The organism is Pseudomonas sp. LS44 (assembly GCF_024730785.1).
Lineage (GTDB): Bacteria > Pseudomonadota > Gammaproteobacteria > Pseudomonadales > Pseudomonadaceae > Aquipseudomonas.
The window spans coordinates 377,817-398,720 of sequence record NZ_CP102830.1; the positions used below are offsets into that span (position 1 = coordinate 377,817).

At 64.3% G+C, this 20,904-nt stretch carries 18 protein-coding genes; 15 read left to right on the plus strand and 3 right to left on the minus strand.

Features of this window, described 5'->3' with window-relative positions:
• Positions 1–5 precede the first annotated feature (5 nt).
• Positions 6–902, minus strand: a complete 897-nt coding sequence (locus NVV93_RS01725) for a LysR family transcriptional regulator (protein WP_258252741.1) — start codon at positions 900–902, stop codon at positions 6–8.
• A gap of 120 nt (positions 903–1,022) precedes the next feature.
• Between NVV93_RS01725 and NVV93_RS01730 the strand changes: the two genes are divergently transcribed.
• The 6 genes from NVV93_RS01730 (at position 1,023) to fba (ending at position 8,216) form a co-directional block, all read left to right on the plus strand.
• Positions 1,023–2,153 carry a TDT family transporter gene (locus tag NVV93_RS01730; RefSeq protein WP_258252742.1) on the plus strand — a complete coding sequence of 377 codons (1,131 nt, stop codon included), beginning with the start codon at positions 1,023–1,025 and terminating at the stop codon, positions 2,151–2,153.
• 150 nt (positions 2,154–2,303) lie between these two features.
• Entirely contained in the window at positions 2,304–4,304 is a 2,001-nt protein-coding gene (tkt, locus tag NVV93_RS01735; protein WP_258252743.1) for a transketolase, read from the plus strand.
• Positions 4,305–4,433: 129 nt separating this feature from the next.
• Complete coding sequence (gene epd / locus NVV93_RS01740; RefSeq protein ID WP_258252744.1) at positions 4,434–5,483, plus strand: erythrose-4-phosphate dehydrogenase; 1,050 nt, start codon at positions 4,434–4,436, stop codon at positions 5,481–5,483.
• A 25-nt stretch (positions 5,484–5,508) separates the two neighbouring features.
• Entirely contained in the window at positions 5,509–6,672 is a 1,164-nt protein-coding gene (locus NVV93_RS01745; RefSeq protein WP_258252745.1) for a phosphoglycerate kinase, read from the plus strand.
• 7 nt (positions 6,673–6,679) lie between these two features.
• Positions 6,680–7,006 carry an MliC family protein gene (locus NVV93_RS01750; RefSeq protein WP_258252746.1) on the plus strand — a complete coding sequence of 109 codons (327 nt, stop codon included), beginning with the start codon at positions 6,680–6,682 and terminating at the stop codon, positions 7,004–7,006.
• 145 nt (positions 7,007–7,151) lie between these two features.
• Complete coding sequence (gene fba, locus NVV93_RS01755) at positions 7,152–8,216, plus strand: class II fructose-bisphosphate aldolase (RefSeq protein WP_258252747.1); 1,065 nt, start codon at positions 7,152–7,154, stop codon at positions 8,214–8,216.
• 409 nt (positions 8,217–8,625) lie between these two features.
• Here fba and NVV93_RS01760 read toward each other — a convergent pair whose 3' ends face one another.
• Entirely contained in the window at positions 8,626–9,294 is a 669-nt protein-coding gene (locus NVV93_RS01760) for a polysaccharide lyase family 7 protein (protein WP_258252748.1), read from the minus strand.
• 95 nt (positions 9,295–9,389) lie between these two features.
• Here NVV93_RS01760 and NVV93_RS01765 point away from each other — a divergent pair, with 95 nt between their 5' ends.
• From NVV93_RS01765 to NVV93_RS01775, 3 genes are all read left to right on the plus strand, one after another.
• Positions 9,390–9,548: a hypothetical protein gene (locus NVV93_RS01765; RefSeq protein ID WP_258252749.1), complete on the plus strand. Its 159-nt coding sequence runs from the start codon at positions 9,390–9,392 to the stop codon at positions 9,546–9,548.
• A gap of 183 nt (positions 9,549–9,731) precedes the next feature.
• Entirely contained in the window at positions 9,732–10,262 is a 531-nt protein-coding gene (locus tag NVV93_RS01770; RefSeq protein WP_258252750.1) for a YgjP-like metallopeptidase domain-containing protein, read from the plus strand.
• A 792-nt stretch (positions 10,263–11,054) separates the two neighbouring features.
• Positions 11,055–12,182, plus strand: a complete 1,128-nt coding sequence (locus tag NVV93_RS01775) for a methyl-accepting chemotaxis protein (RefSeq protein WP_375162918.1) — start codon at positions 11,055–11,057, stop codon at positions 12,180–12,182.
• A gap of 69 nt (positions 12,183–12,251) precedes the next feature.
• On the opposite strand, the gene NVV93_RS01780 is transcribed toward NVV93_RS01775, so the two are convergent.
• Entirely contained in the window at positions 12,252–12,734 is a 483-nt protein-coding gene (locus NVV93_RS01780; protein WP_258252752.1) for a GreA/GreB family elongation factor, read from the minus strand.
• 351 nt (positions 12,735–13,085) lie between these two features.
• Here NVV93_RS01780 and NVV93_RS01785 point away from each other — a divergent pair, with 351 nt between their 5' ends.
• The 6 genes from NVV93_RS01785 (at position 13,086) to NVV93_RS01810 (ending at position 20,702) form a co-directional block, all read left to right on the plus strand.
• Positions 13,086–14,477, plus strand: coding sequence for an amino acid permease (locus NVV93_RS01785; RefSeq protein WP_258252753.1), 1,392 nt, complete (start codon positions 13,086–13,088; stop codon positions 14,475–14,477).
• A gap of 141 nt (positions 14,478–14,618) precedes the next feature.
• Positions 14,619–16,028 carry a DUF2252 domain-containing protein gene (locus NVV93_RS01790; protein ID WP_258252754.1) on the plus strand — a complete coding sequence of 470 codons (1,410 nt, stop codon included), beginning with the start codon at positions 14,619–14,621 and terminating at the stop codon, positions 16,026–16,028.
• A gap of 349 nt (positions 16,029–16,377) precedes the next feature.
• A complete protein-coding gene (locus NVV93_RS01795; RefSeq protein ID WP_258252755.1) occupies positions 16,378–17,760 on the plus strand; it encodes a nodulation protein NfeD in 1,383 nt (460 codons plus the stop codon).
• 2 nt (positions 17,761–17,762) lie between these two features.
• Positions 17,763–18,521 carry a slipin family protein gene (locus NVV93_RS01800; protein ID WP_258252756.1) on the plus strand — a complete coding sequence of 253 codons (759 nt, stop codon included), beginning with the start codon at positions 17,763–17,765 and terminating at the stop codon, positions 18,519–18,521.
• Positions 18,522–18,858: 337 nt separating this feature from the next.
• Complete coding sequence (ald, locus tag NVV93_RS01805; protein WP_258252757.1) at positions 18,859–19,980, plus strand: alanine dehydrogenase; 1,122 nt, start codon at positions 18,859–18,861, stop codon at positions 19,978–19,980.
• A gap of 209 nt (positions 19,981–20,189) precedes the next feature.
• Positions 20,190–20,702: a protocatechuate 3,4-dioxygenase gene (locus tag NVV93_RS01810; RefSeq protein ID WP_258252758.1), complete on the plus strand. Its 513-nt coding sequence runs from the start codon at positions 20,190–20,192 to the stop codon at positions 20,700–20,702.
• The last annotated feature ends 202 nt before the right edge of the window (positions 20,703–20,904 follow it).

The window sequence follows — 20,904 nt, forward strand, 5'->3', positions numbered from 1 at the left end:
CAATATCAAAACATTTTGATATTGCCTGGGTCGTTGGCCAGCTCCAGCAGGGCGTTGGCTGAGGGGCTAAGGCTGCTGCCCGACCGCCACACAGCATGCAGCTCGCGCTCGACGCGAAGCTCTTGGACATCCAGTACGGCCAGCCGCCCTTCAGTCAGCTCGCGGCCGATGGCTTGCCCGGACAACCAGGCAATACCTTGCTGGTCGTCGAGCAGTTGCTTGAGCGCCTCGGTATTGCCCACCGAAAGGCGGGCATCCAGCGCTAGACCCAGCTGCTCGAAGGTCCTCTCCACGCTGGCCCGTGTGCCGGAGCCGGGCTCGCGCAGGTAGAGCGGGAAACCGCCAAGGTCGGCGGCTACCAGTCGTGGTCGGCCCGCCAGTGGGTGCTGCACGCCGACCACCGGCAGCAGCGCATCGAGGGCCAGCAGCCGGTGCTCATAGCGCTCGGTGTCGAAACGCCCCTCGACGAAACCCAGCGCACAGCGCGCCGCATCCAGGCTGGCGGTGACCGCCGCGGTGTTGCTGACTTCCAGGTGAATGGCAATCTGCGGCCAGTGCTGGCGAAAGCGCCGCAGCAACGGCGGCAGCACATAGCTGCCCAGCGTGGCGCTGGCGCTGAGGTTCAGTTCGCCGTCTTCCAGAGCGGCGAAGCTGCGCAGTTCCTGCTCGGCAGCCTGTTCGAGGCTGAAGATGCGTTCGGCGTAATGGCGCAGGCGGCGGCCGGCCTCGGTCAGCGTGACGCCGCGTGGCTGGCGGTCGAACAGCGGCAGGCCAATCTGGCGTTCCAGCTCGCGGATCTCGCGGGTCACCGCCGGTTGGCTGATGAAGAGGCGTTGCCCGCCGGCGCTGATGCTGCCGGTTTCGGCGACGGCGAGAAAGACCTTCAGGTGATGCAGGTTCATGGCGGTCTCGCATAAATACAAGGCATGTATCGGATGCTGAATATGTATTTTTCATATGGCAAGGCCGAGCGTAGCGTGAGTTCCTCATTCTCGTCACGGGACTTCCCGACCGGAGCCGTCATGCCTCGTCCCTTTACCCGCCTGCCCGAGCCGCTGGCGTTCATCCGGCACTTCACTCCCAACTGGTTCACCATGACCATGGGGACCGGCGTCGTGGCGCTGGTGGTTGCGCAGTTGCCGTGGGCGTTTGCCGGGCAGACGTTGCTGGCGGAAACCATCTGGAGCTTCGCCGTCCTGCTGTTCAGCCTGTCGACCCTGCTGTTTGCGGCGCGCCTGCTGCTGTTCCCCGACACAGTGGGGCCGATGCTACGGCACCCGGTGCAGTCGATGTTCCTCGGCGCCATCCCGATGGGGTTGGCGGTACTGATCAATGGTTTTCTCGCCTTCGCTGCGCCACGTATGGGTGAGGGCGCCTATTCGCTGGCCACCGCGCTGTGGTGGTTGGACGTGGCGTTGGCCATTGGCGTCGCGGTGCTGGTGCCCTACTTGATGGTCACCCGCCAACAGCACGCGCTGGAGTCGCTTACCGCTGTGTGGCTGCTGCCGGTGGTGGCCCCGGAGGTTGCCGCCGGCGTTGCTGGTAGCCTGGCGCCGCACCTCGATCCGGCCGCCGCCCGCGAGGTGTTGGTAGTGGGCTATCTGCTCTGGGGGATTTCGCTGAGCCTGGCCTTTGCGCTGATCAGTCTGGTCCTGCTGCGTCTGGTTGTGCACAACCTGCCGGACAGCAGCTTCGCCGCCACCAGCTGGTTGCCGCTCGGCCCGCTGGGCACCGGTAGCTTGGCGCTGATGAAGCTCGGCGAAGCGGCGCCGCACGCTTGGGCAGGCAGCCCGTTGGCCGACGCCGCGCCGCTGGCTGCGCATCTCGGGGTGATCGGCGGGCTGCTGCTGTGGGGCGCCGGGCTCTGGTGGCTGGTGGTCGCCACGCTGTGTACTGCGCGTCATGCGCGGCACGGCATGCATTTCAACCTCGGCTGGTGGGGTTTCACCTTCCCGCTCGGGGTGTTCACCCTGGCGAGCTTCGAGCTGCTGCATCTGACGGACGTCGCTTTCTTCGCCACCACCGGGGTACTGCTGGCGTGCGCGCTACTGGCGATCTGGCTGCTGGTGATGCGCCAGACGTTGGTCGGCGCCTGGCACGGCGAGCTGTTCGAGGCCCCGTGCCTGGCGTCGTTGGGGGTGCTACAGCGTTGATGAGCGTCAACGAAGGCGCACGCCGCGACCATCTGTCATTGCTCCGCAGGCGCCGGCTGGGCGAAAATAGCCGCCTTTTCGTGCAGGTGTGCCCTTTTCCGAGGGGTCGAGCCCTGCCAGCCGTGAACCCAATCCGTAGGAGATTCAGTGATGCCCAGCCGTCGCGAGCGTGCCAACGCCATTCGTGCCCTCAGCATGGATGCCGTGCAAAAAGCCAACAGCGGCCATCCCGGCGCTCCGATGGGCATGGCCGATATCGCCGAAGTGTTGTGGCGCGATTACCTCAAGCACAACCCGGCCAATCCGACGTTCGCCGACCGTGACCGCTTCGTGCTGTCCAACGGCCACGGCTCGATGCTGATTTATTCGCTGCTGCACCTGACCGGCTACGACGTCACCGTCGAGGATCTCAAGCAGTTCCGTCAGCTCGGCTCGCGCACTCCCGGTCACCCGGAATACGGCTACACCGCTGGCGTCGAGACCACCACTGGGCCGCTCGGTCAGGGTCTCGCCAACGCGGTGGGCTTCGCCCTCGCCGAGAAAGTCCTGGGCGCGCAGTTCAACCGCGACGGGCACAACATCGTCGACCACAACACCTACGTGTTCCTCGGCGACGGCTGCATGATGGAAGGCATTTCCCATGAAGTCAGCGCGCTGGCCGGCACCCTCGGTCTCGGCAAGCTGATCGCCTTCTATGACGACAACGGCATTTCCATCGACGGCGAAGTGCATGGCTGGTTCACCGACGACACGCCGAAGCGCTTCGAAGCCTACGGCTGGCAGGTGATCCGCAATGTCGACGGCCATGACGCCGACGAGATCAAGACCGCCATCGAAACCGCGCGAAAAAGCACTGGTCAGCCGACCCTGATCTGCTGCAAGACCATCATCGGCTTCGGCTCGCCGAACAAGCAGGGCAAGGAAGAGTGCCACGGTGCCGCGCTCGGTCACGACGAGATCGCCCTGACCCGCGCCGCGCTGGGCTGGAGCCACGCGCCGTTCGAAGTGCCGGCGGAGATCTACGCCGAGTGGGACGCCAAGCAGGCCGGCGCCGCCGCCGAAGCCGCGTGGGATCAGCGCTTTGCCGCCTACGCCGCCGCCCATCCGCAACTCGCCGTGGAGCTCAAGCGCCGCCTCGCTGGCGAGCTGCCGGCGGACTTTGCCGAGCAGGCCAACGCCTACATTCAGGAAGTCGCCAGCAAGGGCGAAACCATCGCCAGCCGCAAGGCCAGCCAGAACGCCCTGAACGCCTTCGGTCCGCTGCTGCCGGAATTCCTCGGCGGCTCGGCCGACCTCGCCGGCTCCAACCTGACCCTGTGGAAAGGCTGTAAGGGCGTCAGCGCCGAGGATGCCAGCGGCAACTACATGTTTTACGGCGTGCGCGAGTTCGGCATGAGCGCGATCATGAACGGCGTCGCCCTGCACGGCGGCTTCATTCCGTATGGCGCGACCTTCCTGGTGTTCATGGAGTACGCCTGCAACGCCGTGCGCATGGCCGCGTTGATGAAGAAGCGCGTGCTGTTCGTCTACACCCACGACTCCATCGGCCTCGGTGAAGACGGCCCGACTCACCAGCCGGTCGAGCAGCTCGCCAGCCTGCGCTGCACGCCGAACCTGAACACCTGGCGTCCGTGCGATGCGGTGGAATCGGCGGTGGCCTGGAAGCATGCGATCGAGCGCAACGATGGCCCGTCGGCGCTGATCTTCTCGCGCCAGAATCTGCCCCATCAGCCGCGCGATGCGGGCCAGCTGGGCGATATCGCCCGCGGCGGCTACGTGCTCAAGGATTGCGCTGGCGAGCCGGAGCTGATCCTGATCGCCACCGGTTCGGAAGTTGGTCTGGCCACCCAGGCCTACGACAAACTGACCGCACAAGGCCGCCAGGTACGCGTGGTGTCGATGCCGTCGACCAACGTGTTCGACCAGCAAGACGCTGGCTACAAACAGGCCGTGCTGCCGCTGCAGGTTGGCGCGCGCATCGCCATCGAGGCCGCGCATGCCGACTACTGGTACAAGTACGTCGGCCTCGAAGGTCGGGTGATCGGCATGACCACCTTTGGTGAGTCCGCCCCGGCGCCGGCGCTGTTCGAGCACTTCGGCTTCACCGTCGAGAACCTGCTGGAAACCGCCAGCGAACTGCTCGACGCCTGAGCCCATTGACCTCCTCTCCCGCGTGCGGGAGAAGGGGCCGGGGGGAGGGAGGTCGTTGGCTCAGCCCTCTCCCCGGACCTCTTCCATAAGTGGGAGAGGGAGTTCCCAGCCCCGTGCATCGAGACCACCATGCCCAACCGTCCTTACAAAGTCGCCCTTAACGGCTACGGCCGCATCGGTCGCTGCGTGCTGCGCGCGTTGTATGAGCGTGGCGCGCACGCCGGTTTCGAGGTGGTCGCCCTCAACGATCTGGCCGATCTGGCGAGCATCGAATACCTGACCCGTTTCGACTCCACCCACGGCCGTTTCCCCGGCGAAGTGCGGGTCGGGGACGACGGCCTGCATATCAACGGCGACTGCATCCGCGTGCTGCGTTGCGCCACCCCGGAAGCGATCGACTGGGCCGGCCTGGGCATCGATCTGGTCTTGGAGTGCTCCGGTGCCTACCACAGTCGCGCCGATGGCCAGCGCTTCCTCGATGCCGGCGCGCCGCGGGTGCTGTTCTCGCAGCCGATGGCCAGCGAGGCGGATATCGACGCCACGGTGGTCTACGGGGTCAATCAGCAAAGCCTCAGCGGCCGCGAGACGCTGGTGTCGAATGCCTCCTGCACGACCAACTGCGCAGTGCCGCTGCTCAAGTTGCTCAACGAGGCGATCGGTCTGGAGTACCTCTCCATCACCACCATCCACTCGGCGATGAACGACCAGCCGGTGATCGATGCCTACCACCACGAAGACCTGCGCCGTACCCGTTCGGCGTTTCAGTCGGTGATTCCAGTCTCCACTGGTCTGGCGCGCGGCATTGAGCGGCTATTGCCGGAACTTGCCGGGCGCATCCAGGCCAAAGCCATCCGGGTGCCGACGGTGAACGTGTCCTGCCTGGACATCACCCTGCAGACCGCCCGCGATACGTCGGCCGAAGAGATCAACCGGGTGCTCCGCGAGGCCGCCGAAAGTGGCCCGCTCAAGGGCCTGCTGGCTTACACCGAGCTGCCCCATGCCAGTTGCGATTTCAACCACGACCCGCATTCGGCCATCGTCGATGGTAGCCAGACCCGCGTTTCCGGCCCTCGGCTGGTGAACTTGCTGGCCTGGTTCGACAACGAATGGGGCTTCGCCAACCGTATGCTCGATGTCGCCGATCACTATCTGCGCGTCGCCAACCCAACCACCGTTTAACCAGCCCCCGTGAAGGACTGATGCCATGACCGTTTTGAAGATGATCGACCTCGACCTCCAGGGTAAGCGCGTACTGATCCGCGAAGACCTCAACGTGCCGGTGAAAGATGGCCAGGTGAAAAGCGACGCGCGCATCGTCGCTTCCCTGCCGACCATCAAACTGGCGCTGGAGAAGGGTGCGGCGGTAATGGTTTGCTCGCACCTGGGTCGTCCGACCGAGGGTGAGTTCAGCGAAGAGAACAGCCTCAAGCCGGTCGCCGACTACCTGAGCAAAGCGCTTGGTCGTGAAGTGCCGCTGGTTGCCGACTACCTCGGCGGCGTCGACGTGCAGCCAGGCCAAGTAGTGCTGTTCGAGAACGTGCGCTTCAACAAGGGCGAGAAGAAGAACGCCGACGAGCTGGCCCAGCAATACGCCGCGCTGTGCGACGTGTTCGTCATGGATGCCTTCGGCACCGCCCACCGTGCCGAGGGTTCGACCCACGGCGTGGCCAAGTTCGCCAAAATCGCCGCCGCCGGCCCGCTGCTGGCGGCCGAGCTGGACGCCTTGGGCAAGGCGCTGGGCAACCCGGCCAAACCGATGGCGGCGATCGTCGCCGGCTCCAAGGTGTCGACCAAACTCGACGTGCTCAACTCGCTGAGCCAGATCTGCGATCAGCTGATCGTCGGTGGCGGCATCGCCAACACCTTCCTCGCCGCCGCCGGCCACAACGTCGGCAAGTCGCTGTATGAGCCGGACCTGCTCGACACCGCCAAAGCCATCGCCGCCAAGGTCAGCGTGCCGCTGCCGGTCGACGTGGTGGTCGCCAAGGAGTTCGCCGAGTCCGCCGCTGCAACGGTCAAACTGATCGGCGAAGTGGCCGACGACGACATGATCCTCGACATCGGCCCGCAGACCGCCGCGCAGTTCGCCGGGCTGCTCAAGTCGAGCAAGACCATCCTGTGGAACGGCCCGGTCGGCGTGTTCGAGTTCGATCAGTTCGGTAACGGCACCAAGGTTCTCGCGCAAGCCATTGCCGAAAGCCCGGCGTTCTCCATCGCCGGTGGTGGCGACACCCTGGCGGCGATCGACAAATACGCCGTCGGCGCGCAGATATCCTACATTTCCACCGGTGGCGGTGCGTTCCTCGAATTCGTCGAGGGCAAGGTACTGCCGGCCGTGGCGGTCCTGGAACAGCGTGCCAAGGCTTAAGGCAGCCATGCGTCGCACCGCGCTGGGACTGGCGGTGGTGCTGTTGGGCGCCTGCGCCGAGACCCCGCCGGCTGACGAGCAAATCGGCGGCTGGACGCGTTGGGTGTGCGACAGTCAGACCGAGGTGCTGTGGCGCTTCGCCGACGACAGCCGGGAAAGCGTCGACCTGCGCCTCGGCGGCAGCGACATCGTCTATCGCCTGCGCCAGGAACCGGCAGGTTCCGGCACCTTCTACAGCGATAACGTCATCGCCTTTCGCAACAAAGGCGAGGAGGGCCTGGTCTACTGGGTCGGCAACGATTATCTGATCGGCCGCGGTTGTCAGGCGCCGTGAACGCTTTGACTCCCTCCTTCCGGGAGAGAGAGCTTTAGACACAACCCGGGGAGCGGAACCGCTCCTCGCGGAAAACTTGAACAGTGCCTGCCCGTGCGGCAGGCTTGGCACGATTAACGAACTCCAACCGGGAGACAGGAAAACCATGGCACTCATCAGCATGCGTCAGATGCTCGACCACGCCGCCGAATTCGGCTACGGCGTGCCGGCCTTCAACGTCAACAACCTCGAGCAGATGCGCGCCATCATGGAAGCGGCCGACAAGACCGACTCGCCGGTGATCGTTCAAGCATCCGCCGGTGCGCGCAAGTACGCGGGGGCGCCGTTCCTGCGTCACCTGATCCTCGCTGCCATCGAAGAATTCCCGCACATCCCGGTGTGCATGCACCAGGACCACGGCACCAGCCCGGACGTCTGCCAGCGCTCGATCCAACTGGGCTTCAGCTCGGTAATGATGGACGGCTCGCTGAAGGAAGACGGCAAGACTCCAGCCGACTACGACTACAACGTGCGCGTGACCCAGCAGACCGTGGCCTTCGCCCACGCCTGCGGCGTCTCGGTGGAAGGTGAACTGGGCTGCCTGGGCTCGCTGGAAACTGGCATGGCCGGCGAAGAAGACGGCGTCGGCGCGGAAGGCGTGCTGGACCACAGCCAGATGCTCACCGATCCGGAAGAGGCGGCCGACTTCGTCAGAAGGACTCAGGTGGATGCCCTGGCAATCGCCATCGGCACCAGCCACGGCGCCTACAAGTTCACCAAGCCGCCGACCGGCGACATCCTCGCCATCGACCGCATCAAGGAAATCCACAAGCGCATCCCCAACACCCACCTGGTGATGCACGGTTCGTCCTCGGTGCCGCAAGAGTGGCTGAAGGTCATCAACGAGTTCGGTGGCAACATCAAGGAAACCTACGGGGTGCCGGTCGAAGAAATCGTCGAAGGCATCAAGCACGGCGTGCGTAAGGTCAATATCGACACCGACCTGCGTCTGGCTTCCACCGGTGCGATTCGCCGGATGATGGCCGAAGAGCCGAGCGAGTTCGACCCGCGCAAATTCTTCGCCAAGACCATCGTCGCCATGCGCGACATCTGCATCGCCCGCTACGAAGCGTTCGGTACCGCCGGCAATGCCTCGAAGATCAAACCGATCACCCTCGAAGGCATGTTCCAGCGTTACGCCAAGGGTGAGCTGACCGCCAAGGTCAACTAAGCCCCGGCGCTGAAAGCAAAAAAGCCCCGCACCTGCGGGGCTTTTGCGTTTCTCGCGCTGCTGTTTCGCGCTGCGGTGCGCCAGCCTTGGTTTGTTGCCTTTTGGGCGGGTAAGGCACCAAGCCCGCCTGCCAACCCCGTGGACCAAGCCTGAAAATCAGCAAAGCGGGTTTCAGCGCCTTGGTAGGAGCGAATTCATTCGCGATCCGCGGCGCCGGCTATCGCGGATAAATCCGCCCCTACAAAAAATCTACGTCAGACCCGTAGATCCAAGGGTGGGTTAGCCGTAGGCGTAACCCACCGAGCAGGCTGGACGCCAGTGTTCCGGGCGAGACCATGCAGCACGTAACCGGGACATAGCTAAGAAAAAGCCCCGCAGTGCGGGGCTTCGTAAGGCGCTGCTGGAGTTACTACTTGGGGCGGTGCTCGGCTTTCAAGTTGTAGAAGGTCACGCTGCCGGCTTCGCCGTCGCCGGCGTTGTCCTGTACGTAGGCGCCGGCCTTGAAGTACAGCGGCTTGGTCTTCCAGTCGGCGCTCAGCGGCTTGGTCCATTGCGTGTCGTTAAGCAGGATGCTCAGTACGCCGGATGGCGAAAGGTTGATCACATAGGTGAAGCGCTGATTGAGCTTCACGCCGCTGAGCAGCGTATACACCGTGCCTTCCGCGTCGGTCGGCTTGGCGCGCACCTTGGCGACGATGTTGCCGGTTTTGGTTTTGGTCTTGTACTGATACTCGAGTTTGAGCAGCGGGCTGGTGCTGTTTTGCGCATGAATCTGGCCGACCACGATTTTGCCGGTCGACGGCACCTCGCCGACGCTGAGATTGGCGCTCAGGTAGTTGTCGGCGAGCGGATACGTCCAGTTGCGTAGTTTGCCGTCGCTGAAGGTTTCACGCAGTTCGCTGCGTGGATAGCTGGCATTGGCGGTCGTGGTGCCGTTGACGGGAACCCAGAAGAACGAGGTGCCGGACTCCGCATGGAAATACTGATCGCGGTAGCCGCCGACCAGCTGCGAGGTTTCGATGGTCACGGCTGGCTGGCCGACGGGCAGGGTGAGATTCCAGGTTGCAAGGTCGATCATTTAAGGGGTTCTCGACAGTGGGCTTCCAGGCGGCACTAGGCGGCGTTCTGCCGAGGGCGCACGTTAAAAGCTGGATTAGGGCACGAGTTGGGGGCTTGTCCAAAGTCGTGGTGAAGAGCTTCGGACGGCGCTTTATACGGGCCTGGCAGATGCTTGTAATCACCGGCTATCTGCTAGCTGACGTCAAAAAATTGATCAACTACCGTGCTGGCTATCGCTTTGCCAGCACTGGAAATGAGGCTGTCGGTTGGTGACGTTGCTGTCGGTACTTGATCGGAAAAGAAAATTTTTCCGCGTCTGGCGTCAGTTTTTTGTTCTGGGTCGCTGTAGCGGCTGGTGAGCGCGAAAAACTATCTGACCAGCGGAGATAGTGGCCAGTCGGGGAAAAATACTGGCCAGCCTTTACACTGGCGTCCTGACCTTGATTTGGAGCTTGCATGTTGGTGTTGCGCTATCTCGCCCATTACCCCGCGGCCCTGCAGGCACAAGTTCGCCAGCTGATCGCCGAGCAGCGTCTTGGTGAATATCTGCAGCGCCGCTACCCGGCTAAACACCAGGTGCAGAACGACAAGGCTTTGTACGCCTACACCCTGGACTTGAAGCAGCAATACCTGAAGAGCGCACCGAACATCGACAAGGTGCTCTACGACAATCGCCTCGACCTCACCCATCGCGCATTGGGCCTGCACACGGCGATCTCGCGGGTGCAGGGCGGCAAGCTCAAGGCCAAGAAGGAAATCCGCGTTGCCGCGCTGTTCAAGGAAGCCGCGCCGGAATTCCTCAGCATGATCGTCGTCCACGAGCTCGCGCATCTGCGCGAGGCCGAGCACAACAAGGCCTTCTACAAGCTCTGCGAGCACATGTTGCCGGGCTATCACCAGTTGGAATTCGATTTGCGCGTGTATCTGACTTGGCGCGAGCTGCCTGCTGAGACTGCTGTGGATGAGCAAAATCATCCAATTGGGTGATCTAAAGTCAGGCGCCGGTTGGCCGAGACTGTGGGTAACCGAAGTCCGTGTATCGCGCCGAAATATCGAGGCGGGGACGGTCACGCAGTCTGGATAGATACCAACCACGGCCGGACGGTCTCTCGGATGGAATCCAGCGGCATTCCAATCCGTGCAGCTCATCGCCAAAAAATAAGAAGATCGGGGTAATCGATGTCAGCCAACCAATCCTGGGCAGCTCCGCAGCTCTCTATTCAAGAGCCGGAACGTGCTTCTCTGCGTTTTACCAGCCACTCCTTGAGCCTGGCGTTGCTGCTCTGCCAGCTGCTCAGCGCCGGTCTGCTGCTGTTCACCAGCCAAGGCAGCATGCTCATTGCCGCGGTGTTGATCGGCCTCGGCGGGGTGCTTTTGGCCCTGCGCGTGCGCAGGCCAGATGCGGATATCCAGCAGTTCACCAGCCTGTTGGCTGCGGCCAACGGCGAGAAACTGGATCTCTCCCACGATCTGCGCGTCGCCCCGGGTAGCGCCTGCGCTGGCCTCGCCACACAGTACAACAGCTTGCTTAAGCGCCTTCGCGATGTGGTGGAGGACGTGCGCTTACGCAGCCTCGGCGTGGCTATTGCTTCCAGCCAGGCGCGCGTCCTCGCCGAACAGGCGGCTACGAATGCCGGCAGCCAGGAGGAGTTCTCCGAACTGGTTTTCCATTCCAGCGAACAGTCGGCCACGGCCGTGCAGGAAGTCTCGCGGCGTACCGCCAGCATTGCCGATATGAACGGCCGCAACCTCGAGGTGGCGCGTAGCTCGCAGCAGGAAATGGCCGAAGTCAGCCGGCAGATCGGCGGCATCAGTGACGTGATGGGGGCTTTCCAGGGCGAAGTGGTGCAGTTGCAGAGCAGCTCGACCAACATCCGCAGCATTCTCAACACCGTGCTGGATTTCGCCGCGCAGACCAACATGCTCGCCCTCAACGCTGCCATCGAAGCCGCCCGCGCCGGTGAGCAAGGGCGCGGTTTCGCCGTGGTGGCCGACGAGGTGCGCAACCTGGCCGGCAAGGTTGGCCAGGCGGCCGATCAGATCCAGGGCCTGCTGCAGGATATGACCCGGGCCGTGGAAGGCGCGGGCGAGAGCAGCACTCAGATGGTCGAGCGCGCGGCGCAAGCCAGCGTCGCGGTGAAAGCCGCCGCCGAACAGTTCGAAGGCATGGTGCGTGATTTCGAAAGCACCAACGGCGATCTGCTGATGGTCGGTTCGGCGCTGGAAGAGTTGTCGGTGACCAACCGCGAAAGCCACCAGCACAGCATCGGGATTCGCGAACTGGGGACGAAAATCAGTGGCGGCATGCAGAAAGCGCTGGTCGAGTCCGACCTGCTGCGTGACGACGTCAATCGGATGACCAAGCAGCTGGGCTGTTTCAGTGTGGGCAACAGCCGGTTGGAGTCGATCTGTGAGGGCCTCTCGGCGTGTCGCGACCGGATCCAGGACGCCATGCACGGCCTGCATGCCCAAGGCGTCGACCTGTTCGATCAGAACTACCAGCCGATTGCCGGCACCAATCCGCAGAAGCACAACGTCAATTGGGTGCGACCAATGCGGGATGCGGTCCAGGGCATCGTCGATGAGACCGTGCAGAACATTCCGGGGATGATGTCGCTGTCGCCAATGACCGAGCGTGGTTATATCGTAACCAACCGCAGCGAGTTGACACAGGCGCCGACTGGCAACCCCGAGATCGATGCGCAGAAGAGCCGCTTCATGTACTTCGGGCCGATGAGCAAGGGCGATAAGGACAACCTCATCACCTGTCGCAGCCTCGGGCTGGCGGCGGCCACCCTACCCAGTGGCATTACTGCGATTGTGGTGTTCCTGCCGCTGAGCGTGCAGGGCCGTCACTGGGGTGTGATGGTTTCGCTGGTCGCGGCAAAAGTCATCGGCCTCGACTAATCCCGCCCGCCGCAGGGGCGTGCTCGGGGTGATCGTCGCGCCGCAGGGCATGGGCGTGAACCTGACGTCTCACTCGATATGCACCAGCTCCAGGGTCTGCGCCTGGCGGCCGCTGCCGAGCTGGACCTCGTCGCCGAGGCCCTTGCCGAGCAGTTGCTGGCCGAGCGGCGCATGCGGGCTGATCACCCGCACCTCCTGGGCGGCAAGGCGCACCTTCAGCCCGGCGCCGTCCGGACCGAGGAAAAACTGCTGTTCCACGCCCTGCGCATCGGCCAGGGTCACCCAGGCGCCGAGTTGCACACCGCGCGCCTCGTCGAATGGCCGCAGCACCAGGCTGCGATAAGCGGCCAGTGCCTGGCGCAATTCCTCGGCGCGGCGCGACTGCCCCGCCGCCAGGTACGCCGCTTCCAGGCCAAGGGTGTCGTACTTGTTCTCGGCGACGTTTTCTTCGTGAGTGGCGGTCTCGTGGGCGGTGCGTGCGGCACGCAGGGCATTGTCGAGATCGACCTGCAGCGCGGCGATGATCAGTTGGAGCAATTCGGTCTTGCGCATGGTCGCCGGTCGTCAGATGGATGGCCGATTGTAACCGCTAGCTAAAGGCCAATGGTTTTCTGGCCTGAACGAGCGTACTAGTCAATAGTCTCCTGTCGATTGGCTGATCGGCGTGGTTATTTACTGCAAATGAATGCTGTGGCGGCATCTTTCCCTGTTTTGAAACTTCTTGTCGCGTCCTTGGTTGCGCCGGCTTGCCCCCTTCTTTAAAACGCCCGATCACTCAGGAGCGGCCTCGCGCCCCCTGATCGACCGCAAGCCCGAGGTTGCTCGATCAGCCGCCAACGGCGCAACGCGGAGCGGACCACCCGTCCGCTCCGGATAACCCTTTACAAAAATAAAAGGTTCTACATGTCGCAGAAAGATGAACTCCACCGCGGCCTGGGCGAGCGACACATTCGCCTGATGGCCCTCGGCGCCTGCATCGGCGTCGGCCTGTTCCTCGGCTCCGCCAAGGCCATCCAGATGGCCGGCCCGGCGATCATGCTCTCCTACCTCATCGGCGGCCTGGCGATCCTGGTGATCATGCGCGCCCTCGGCGAGATGGCCGTGCACAACCCGGTGGCCGGCTCGTTCAGCCACTACGCGAAAGAATACCTCGGCCCGCTGGCGGGCTTTCTGACCGGCTGGAACTACTGGTTCCTGTGGCTGGTGACCTGCGTCGCGGAAATCACCGCGGTGGCCATCTACATGCAGATCTGGTTCCCCGAGATCCCGCGCTGGATCTGGGCGCTGGCCGCGCTCGGCAGCATGGGCGCGATCAACCTGGCCACGGTCAAGGCGTTCGGCGAGTTCGAGTTCTGGTTCGCCCTGATCAAGATCGTCACCATCATCGCCATGGTCCTGGCCGGCGCCGGGATGATCGTCTTCGGCTTCGGCAATGACGGCGTCGCTACCGGGATCAGCAACCTCTGGGCTCACGGCGGCTTCATGCCCAACGGCATCGAGGGCGTGCTGATGTCGCTGCAGATGGTGATGTTCGCCTATCTCGGCGTGGAAATGATCGGCCTCACCGCCGGTGAAGCGAAGAACCCACAGAAGAGCCTGCCGGGCGCGATCAACTCAGTGTTCTGGCGCATCCTGCTGTTCTACGTTGGCGCGCTGTTCGTGATCATGTCGATCTACCCGTGGAGCGAGATCGGCACCCAGGGCAGCCCGTTCGTGATGACCTTCGAGCGCCTCGGCATCAAGACCGCCGCCGGCATTATCAACTTCGTGGTGATCACCGCCGCGCTGAGTTCCTGCAACGGCGGCATCTTCAGCACCGGTCGGATGCTCTACAGCCTGGCCCAGGACGGCCAAGCGCCGAAAGCCTTCGCCAAGACCTCGAAGAACGGCGTGCCGCGCAACGCGCTGCTGCTGTCGATCTTCGCCCTGCTGCTCGGCGTGGTAGCCAACTACCTGGCGCCGGAGAAAGTCTTCGTCTGGGTCACCTCGATCGCTACCTTCGGCGCGATCTGGACCTGGGCGATGATCCTGCTCTCGCAGCTGAAGTTCCGCCGCACCCTGAGCGCCGCGGAAACCGGCAAGTTGCAGTTCAAGATGTGGCTGTCGCCGCTGAGCAACTACCTGGCGCTGGCCTTCCTAGCCCTGGTGGTCGGCCTGATGGCGTTCTTCGAGGACACCCGCATCGCGCTGTATGTCGGCCCGCTGTTCCTCGTCGTGCTGGTGGCGCTGTATCGCAGCCTCAAGCTCGGCGACAAGGCGCGCGAACAACGCACCGTGGCTGACGCGGCGTATTGATCGGCCGCACGCTGTAAAAGGCTCCTAGCTGCAATAAAAAGCCCCGCCTCGCGCGGGGCTTTTTATTGCAGCGCCGACCGCACTCGTTCTCCAGGCAATCCGCTAAGCTCGGCACAGCATGGCCAACCGGGGAGGGATTGCATGAGCGAACTCAAGGACTATCGCAAACAGGGCAAGGCGGCCCGCGACCAATGCCCGCGCAGTGCGCACGCCGAGCCTGGCCACATTGACCGCGACCCGCTACCGCTGATCGAGGCCTCCGGCGCCGGCCGAGTCAAATCGCTGGTGGCGCTGCGCAATGGCCGCATGCTGGTGTCGCCATTCGCTTTCTATCGCGGCAGTGCGCTGCTGCAGGCTCACGATTTGGCCGGCACGCCGAACATGGGCGTAAGCGCGCCGATCTGCGGCGACTGTCACCTGATGAACTTCGGCGGTTTCGCGACCCCGGAACGCAACCTGTTGTTTGGCGTCAATGACTTCGACGAAACCCATCCCGGCCCCTGGGAATGGGACCTCAAGCGCCTGGTAGCGAGCTTCATGGTCGCCGCCCGCGACCTGCGCCACAGCGAGGGCGTGGCGCAAGCGGTGTGCCGCGAAGTGGTCGGCGCCTACCAGAAGACCATGGCCGAGCATGCCGAGCAGGGCGCGCTGGAAATCTGGTACGACCGCCTCAGCTACGACGATCTGCTCGAACAAGCCAATACCCAAAGCGCCGTCAAAGAGGTGCAGCGCAGCATGGACAAGGCGGCACGGCGCACCCATGCCGAACTGTTGCCGAAGATCAGTGAGCGCGATGAGCATGGCCGCCTGCACATTCGCGACGACCTGCCGGAGATCTTCCATCTGCATGAACGCAGCAGCCTGCTCGACAAGGACGACGACTGGATGCGCCTGAAGCACTGGCAGCCGCTCTACCAGACCTTGATGCGCGACTATCGCAACACCCTGCAGGCGGATCGGCGTGAACTGCTGTCGCGGTTTCACGTGCACGACCTGGTGTTCAAGGTGGTCGGCGTCGGCAGCGTCGGCACCCGTTGTCTGGTCGCGCTGCTCACCGACGATCAGGCGCAGCCGCTGTTCCTGCAGTTCAAGGAGGCGCGCCGTTCGGTGCTCGCCGACTACCTCAAGGTCAAATCCCGGCCGCGCCACGAAGGCCAGCGGGTAGTCGAAGGCCAGCGCCTGATGCAGTCGGCCAGCGACCTGTTCCTCGGCTGGACCAAGGGCAGCGATGGCCGACACTTCTATGTGCGGCAATTGCGCGACATGAAGATCTCGGCCGAATTGGAAACCTTCGACAGCAGCATTTTCGAGGCTTACGGCCGGGTCTGCGGGCGCGCGTTGGCCCGTGCGCATGCCAAGGCGTCCGGCCGCGCGGCGGAGATCAGCGGCTATATCGGCAAGAGCGACAGCCTCGCCGACGCGCTGCTGGAGTACGCCCAGGTCTACGCAGAACAGAACGAGCGTGACTTCGAACGCTTCCAGCAGGCGTGCCGCAAAGGCCGCCTGGAGGCACGCTCGGAAGCGGACTTCGTGGCCGATCATCTGCCGTGAACGCGTAGCTTTGGTAGGTTGGGTCGGGCGCGCAGGTTGAGCGCAGCGATACCCAACGATGGATGTGATGGGTATCGCTACGCTCGACCCACGCGGCCCGACCCATCCTACGAGAGAGCGGCTGCAAGCGCGGTCGGTGTAGGAGCGAATTCATTCGCGATCCGCGTCGCCGGCTATTACGGATCAGTCCGCTCCTACGCCCTGGCACCTGTCCAGGCCTGCTCGGTTCGGTGTGCGGCTGAGGCAATCGCCCGGCGAAAAAAACACTCGACTATCCTTGAGGTATCCACCAGCCGACGCAGGGACGCGGGGTGTTTCCACAGCCATCCTCGATGGCCGGGAGGAACCCATGAACAAGCATCCGCTGTGCTCCGTGTTGCTGCTGCTCGCGCTGTGCACGGTGGCCGGTATAACAGCTGCGGCGAGCGCGCCGGTGACGGTGACGGTGCTCAGCGTCGACGGCGCCATCGGCCCGGCCAGCGCCGACTACCTGATCCGTGGCCTGACGCGTGCCGAGGAGGACCAGGCGCAGCTGGTGGTGATCCGCATGGACACTCCCGGCGGTCTGGATACCTCGATGCGCGACATCATCAAGGCGATCCTCGCCAGCCCGGTGCCGGTGGCCACCTACGTCAATCCCGGCGGCGCGCGGGCCGCCAGCGCCGGCACCTACATCCTCTATGCCAGCCATGTGGCGGCGATGACTCCGGGCACCAACCTCGGTGCCGCCACCCCGGTGCAGATCGGCGGCATGCCCGGGACACCGCCGGATAAGCCGGCCAAGCCTGGGGAGAAGGAGGCGAAAGAGCCGCCGGCGGACGATGCGCTGACCAAGAAACAGGTCAACGATGCCGCCGCCTACATCCGCGGCCTCGCCCAGCTGCGCGGGCGCAATGCCCAGTGGGCCGAGCAGGCGGTGCGCGAGGCGGTCAGCCTGTCCGCCAAGGAGGCGTTGCAGCAGAAGGTGATCGACTACGTGGCCGTTGACCTGCCGGACCTGCTGCGCCAACTGGAGGGCAAGACGCTGAAAACCGCCACCGGCGAAGTCCGCTTGCGCACCGCCGGCGCCGTAGTGGTCGAGCATGCGCCGGACTGGCGCACGCGGCTGCTGGCGGTGATCACCAACCCGAGTGTGGCGCTGATCCTGATGATGATCGGCATCTACGGGCTGATCTTCGAATTTTCCAATCCCGGCTCAGCGGTCGGCGGGGTGGTCGGCGGTATCTGCCTGATCCTCGCCCTCTACGCCCTGCAATTGCTGCCGGTGAACTACGCCGGCATCGCCCTGATCCTCCTCGGTACGGCGCTGATGGCGGCGGAGGCGTTCATGCCCAGCTTCGGCGTGATCGGCATCGGCGGGGTGGCGGCCTTCGTGGTCGGCGCGGTGATTCTGATCGACACCGAAGTGCCGGGCTTCGGCATTCCGCTGGTGGTGATCGTCGGCCTGGCGCTGGCCAGCGCCTTGCTGATCTTCGGCATCCTCGGCATGGCCATGAAGGCGCGCCGGCGCGACGTGGTCAGCGGTGACGCCGGGCTGGTCGGCAGCCTGGCGGCGGTGGCGGCGGTGCAGGCCGGCAACCCGCTGGGCGGCTGGGTGCAGCTGCAGGGCGAACAGTGGCAAGTGGTCAGCCGGGCGCCGCTGCGGCCCGGGCAACAAGTACGCGTAGTCGCCCGCGAGGGCCTGCGCTTGGATGTCGAGGCGGCGGACGAATCGTCGCGTGAAGGAGACTAACCATGAGTTTCACCCTGACGTTCGCACCGCTGCTGGTCATCCTGGTGGTGTTGCTGGTTTCGGCCTTTCGCGTGTTGCGCGAGTACGAGCGCGGCGTGGTGTTCCAGCTCGGGCGCTTCTGGAAGGTCAAGGGCCCTGGGCTGGTGATCATCATCCCGGTGATCCAGCAGATGGTCCGCGTCGACCTACGTACCGTGGTCCTCGATGTGCCGCCGCAGGACGTGATCACCCGCGACAACGTGTCGGTCAAGGTCAATGCGGTGGTGTACTTCCGTGTGCTCGACCCGCAGAAGGCGATCATCCAGGTCGAGGACTTCCTCATGGCCACCAGCCAACTGGCGCAGACCACCCTGCGCGCGGTGCTCGGCAAACACGAGCTGGACGAGCTGCTCGCCGAGCGCGAGCGGCTCAACGCCGACATCCAGCAGGTGCTCGACGCGCAGACCGACGCCTGGGGCATCAAGGTGGCCAACGTGGAGATCAAGCACGTCGACCTCAACGAATCGATGATCCGCGCCATCGCCAAACAGGCCGAGGCCGAGCGCGAGCGGCGCGCCAAGGTGATCCACGCCGAGGGCGAGCTGCAGGCTTCGGAAAAACTCATGCAGGCCGCGGAAATGCTCAACCGCCAGGCCGGCGCCATGCAGCTGCGCTACATGCAGACGCTGAGCAGCATCGCCGGCGACAAGAGCTCGACCATCGTCTTCCCGCTGCCGATCGAGTTGCTGCAGGGCATGAGCGAGATGAAGGGCAAGACGTAGATTGGTGCTCGTAGGTTGGCGCTGAGCGAAGCGATGCCCAACGAGGAGTGCATTGCGCTCCCGCGCGCCGCCGGTGGTCTTGGAGAGATGTTGGGCATCGCTACGCTCAGCACCAACCTACAGAGGTCGTAGTTTTTCAGAACACGCAACGCTTCCCCTACGCGCTGATGTCATCCGTGCAGATGTTGGGCGTCGCTGCGCTCAGCGCCAACCTACGCACCAACCTACACAGGTCGCGATTTTCAGGGGAATCGCCCAAAACCGCGGCGATCTTCAGGGCCCTCCGCTGGCCTGGGCTTCCTAGACTTTCAGACACACCCGTCCACGGGAGCTAGCCATGCGCATCGGTGTCCCCAAGGAAATCAAAGTCCACGAATATCGTGTCGGCCTCACCCCGCAGTCGGTCGCCGAACTGCTCGGTCACGGCCATGAGGTCTGGGTGCAGAGCCAGGCCGGGGCGGCGATCGGCTTCAGCGACGCCGATTACCAGGCGGTTGGCGCGCACATCGTCGCCACCGCCGCCGAGGTCTTCGCCGCCGCCGAGCTGATCGTCAAGGTCAAGGAGCCGCAGGCCGCAGAGCGTGCCCAGCTGCGCCCGGAGCAGACCCTATTCACCTACCTGCATCTGGCCCCGGATCGGCCGCAGACCGACGAGCTGTTGGCCAGCGGCGCCACCTGCATCGCCTACGAAACCGTCACCGACGCCCAGGGTCGCCTGCCGCTGTTGGCGCCGATGTCCGAGGTCGCCGGACGCATGTCGATCCAGGCCGGCGCGCATTGTCTGGAGAGCGCCCAGGGCGGGCGCGGTGTGTTGCTCGGCGGCGTGCCGGGGGTGGCGCCGGGCAAGGTGGTGATTCTCGGCGGCGGCGTGGTTGGCAGCCACGCGTTGGCCATGGCGGTCGGCCTCGGGGCGGAAGTCACCGTACTGGATCGCAGCGTCGACGCCTTGCGGCGCCTGGATACCCAGTTTGGCAACCGCATCGCCACCCTGTATTCGACACACACCGCAGTGGCCGAACAGGTTACCGGCGCCGATCTGGTGATCGGCGGCGTGCTGATTCCCGGGGCCGCGGCGCCCAAGCTGATCAGCGCGGAGATGGTCAGGCAGATGAAAACTGGCGCGGTGCTGGTCGACGTGGCCATCGACCAGGGCGGCTGCGCGGAAACCTCGCGGCCGACCACCCACGCCGAGCCGACTTACAAGGTCGATGGTGTGGTGCATTACTGCGTGGCCAACATGCCCGGCGGCGTGGCGCGCACCTCGACCCTGGCGCTGAACAACGCCACCTTGCCGTTCGTCCTGGCCCTGGCCGACAAGGGCGTGCGCCGCGCGTTGGAGGAAGACGTGCATCTGCGTCATGGCCTCAACGTGGCGCGGGGCGCGCTGACCTACACCGGCGTCGCCGAGGCCCACGACCTGGCGTGCCGACCGGCGGAAGAGCTGCTGGCGCTGTTGTAGGAGCGAATTTATTGGCGATCCAGGCACAACCCATCGCGAATAAATTCGCTCCTACAGAGAGCAGTTGCTAGACCGCAGTCGGGAGGTGCCTATGCAAGCGTTCCCCTATAACCGCCGCCTGCGCCGCCCTGGCCCTGAGCGCTCCCGGTGCCTGGGCCGATCTGCTGCTGACTCCGCGGCAAACCGCCGGGCCCTTCTACCCCGACCAGTTGCCGCTGGATCGCGACAACGACCTGGTGCAGGTTGACGGCCAGTCGGCGCTGGGCACGCTGGTCGAGCTGCACGGACGGATTCTCGACGCTCGCGGCGAGCCGCTGAAGCAGGCGCTGGTGGAGATCTGGCAGGTCGACGCCGACGGCATCTACCTACACAGCCGGAGTGGCAGCCGGCAGCGCCGCGATGCCGGCTTCCAGGGCTATGGCCGTTTCGAGACCGCCAGCAGCGGCGAATACCGCTTTCGCACCATTCGCCCAGTGGCCTATTCGTCGCGCACCCCGCATATCCATGTGGCGGTGACGTTGCCCGGCCAGCCGCGCTTCACCACTCAGTGCTATATCCGTGGCGAGCCGCGCAACGCCGACGACTTCGTGCTCAATGGCGTTGCCGATGCACGGGCGCGCGAGTTGCTGCAGGTGGATTTCCTGCCGGGGGCGAACGGTGAGCAGCTGGCGCGCTTCGATATCGTCCTGGGGCTGACACCGAGTGACAATGCGCCATCGTAGAGTGGGTTGGCGGCGCCAAGTGCACAGTCTGGTAGCCCCGGAAAACTGTCTGCGGCGCGTAACCCACCGGCGGTATCCAGCTCGGCCACCATCGATGGGTATCGCTGCGCTCGACCCATCCTGTCTCCCTGTAGGAGCGAATTTATTCGCGATCCAGACAGTCCAGGGGCAATCCATCGCGAATAAATTCGCTTCTACAGAA

Excerpts from the sequence above, each read along its gene's own strand:
- tkt (WP_258252743.1), top strand. The coding sequence starts at position 2,304 with ATGCCCAGCCGTCGCGAGCGTGCCAACGCCATTCGTGCCCTCAGCATG.
- NVV93_RS01780 (WP_258252752.1), bottom strand. The coding sequence starts at position 12,734 with ATGCGCAAGACCGAATTGCTCCAACTGATCATCGCCGCGCTGCAGGTC.
- NVV93_RS01745 (WP_258252745.1), top strand. The coding sequence starts at position 5,509 with ATGACCGTTTTGAAGATGATCGACCTCGACCTCCAGGGTAAGCGCGTA.
- fba (WP_258252747.1), top strand. The coding sequence starts at position 7,152 with ATGGCACTCATCAGCATGCGTCAGATGCTCGACCACGCCGCCGAATTC.
- NVV93_RS01795 (WP_258252755.1), top strand. The coding sequence starts at position 16,378 with ATGAACAAGCATCCGCTGTGCTCCGTGTTGCTGCTGCTCGCGCTGTGC.
- epd (WP_258252744.1), top strand. The coding sequence starts at position 4,434 with ATGCCCAACCGTCCTTACAAAGTCGCCCTTAACGGCTACGGCCGCATC.
- NVV93_RS01790 (WP_258252754.1), top strand. The coding sequence starts at position 14,619 with ATGAGCGAACTCAAGGACTATCGCAAACAGGGCAAGGCGGCCCGCGAC.
- NVV93_RS01770 (WP_258252750.1), top strand. The coding sequence starts at position 9,732 with ATGTTGGTGTTGCGCTATCTCGCCCATTACCCCGCGGCCCTGCAGGCA.
- NVV93_RS01760 (WP_258252748.1), bottom strand. The coding sequence starts at position 9,294 with ATGATCGACCTTGCAACCTGGAATCTCACCCTGCCCGTCGGCCAGCCA.
- NVV93_RS01730 (WP_258252742.1), top strand. The coding sequence starts at position 1,023 with ATGCCTCGTCCCTTTACCCGCCTGCCCGAGCCGCTGGCGTTCATCCGG.
- NVV93_RS01725 (WP_258252741.1), bottom strand. The coding sequence starts at position 902 with ATGAACCTGCATCACCTGAAGGTCTTTCTCGCCGTCGCCGAAACCGGC.
- NVV93_RS01785 (WP_258252753.1), top strand. The coding sequence starts at position 13,086 with ATGTCGCAGAAAGATGAACTCCACCGCGGCCTGGGCGAGCGACACATT.
- NVV93_RS01750 (WP_258252746.1), top strand. The coding sequence starts at position 6,680 with ATGCGTCGCACCGCGCTGGGACTGGCGGTGGTGCTGTTGGGCGCCTGC.
- ald (WP_258252757.1), top strand. The coding sequence starts at position 18,859 with ATGCGCATCGGTGTCCCCAAGGAAATCAAAGTCCACGAATATCGTGTC.
- NVV93_RS01775 (WP_375162918.1), top strand. The coding sequence starts at position 11,055 with ATGGCCGAAGTCAGCCGGCAGATCGGCGGCATCAGTGACGTGATGGGG.
- NVV93_RS01800 (WP_258252756.1), top strand. The coding sequence starts at position 17,763 with ATGAGTTTCACCCTGACGTTCGCACCGCTGCTGGTCATCCTGGTGGTG.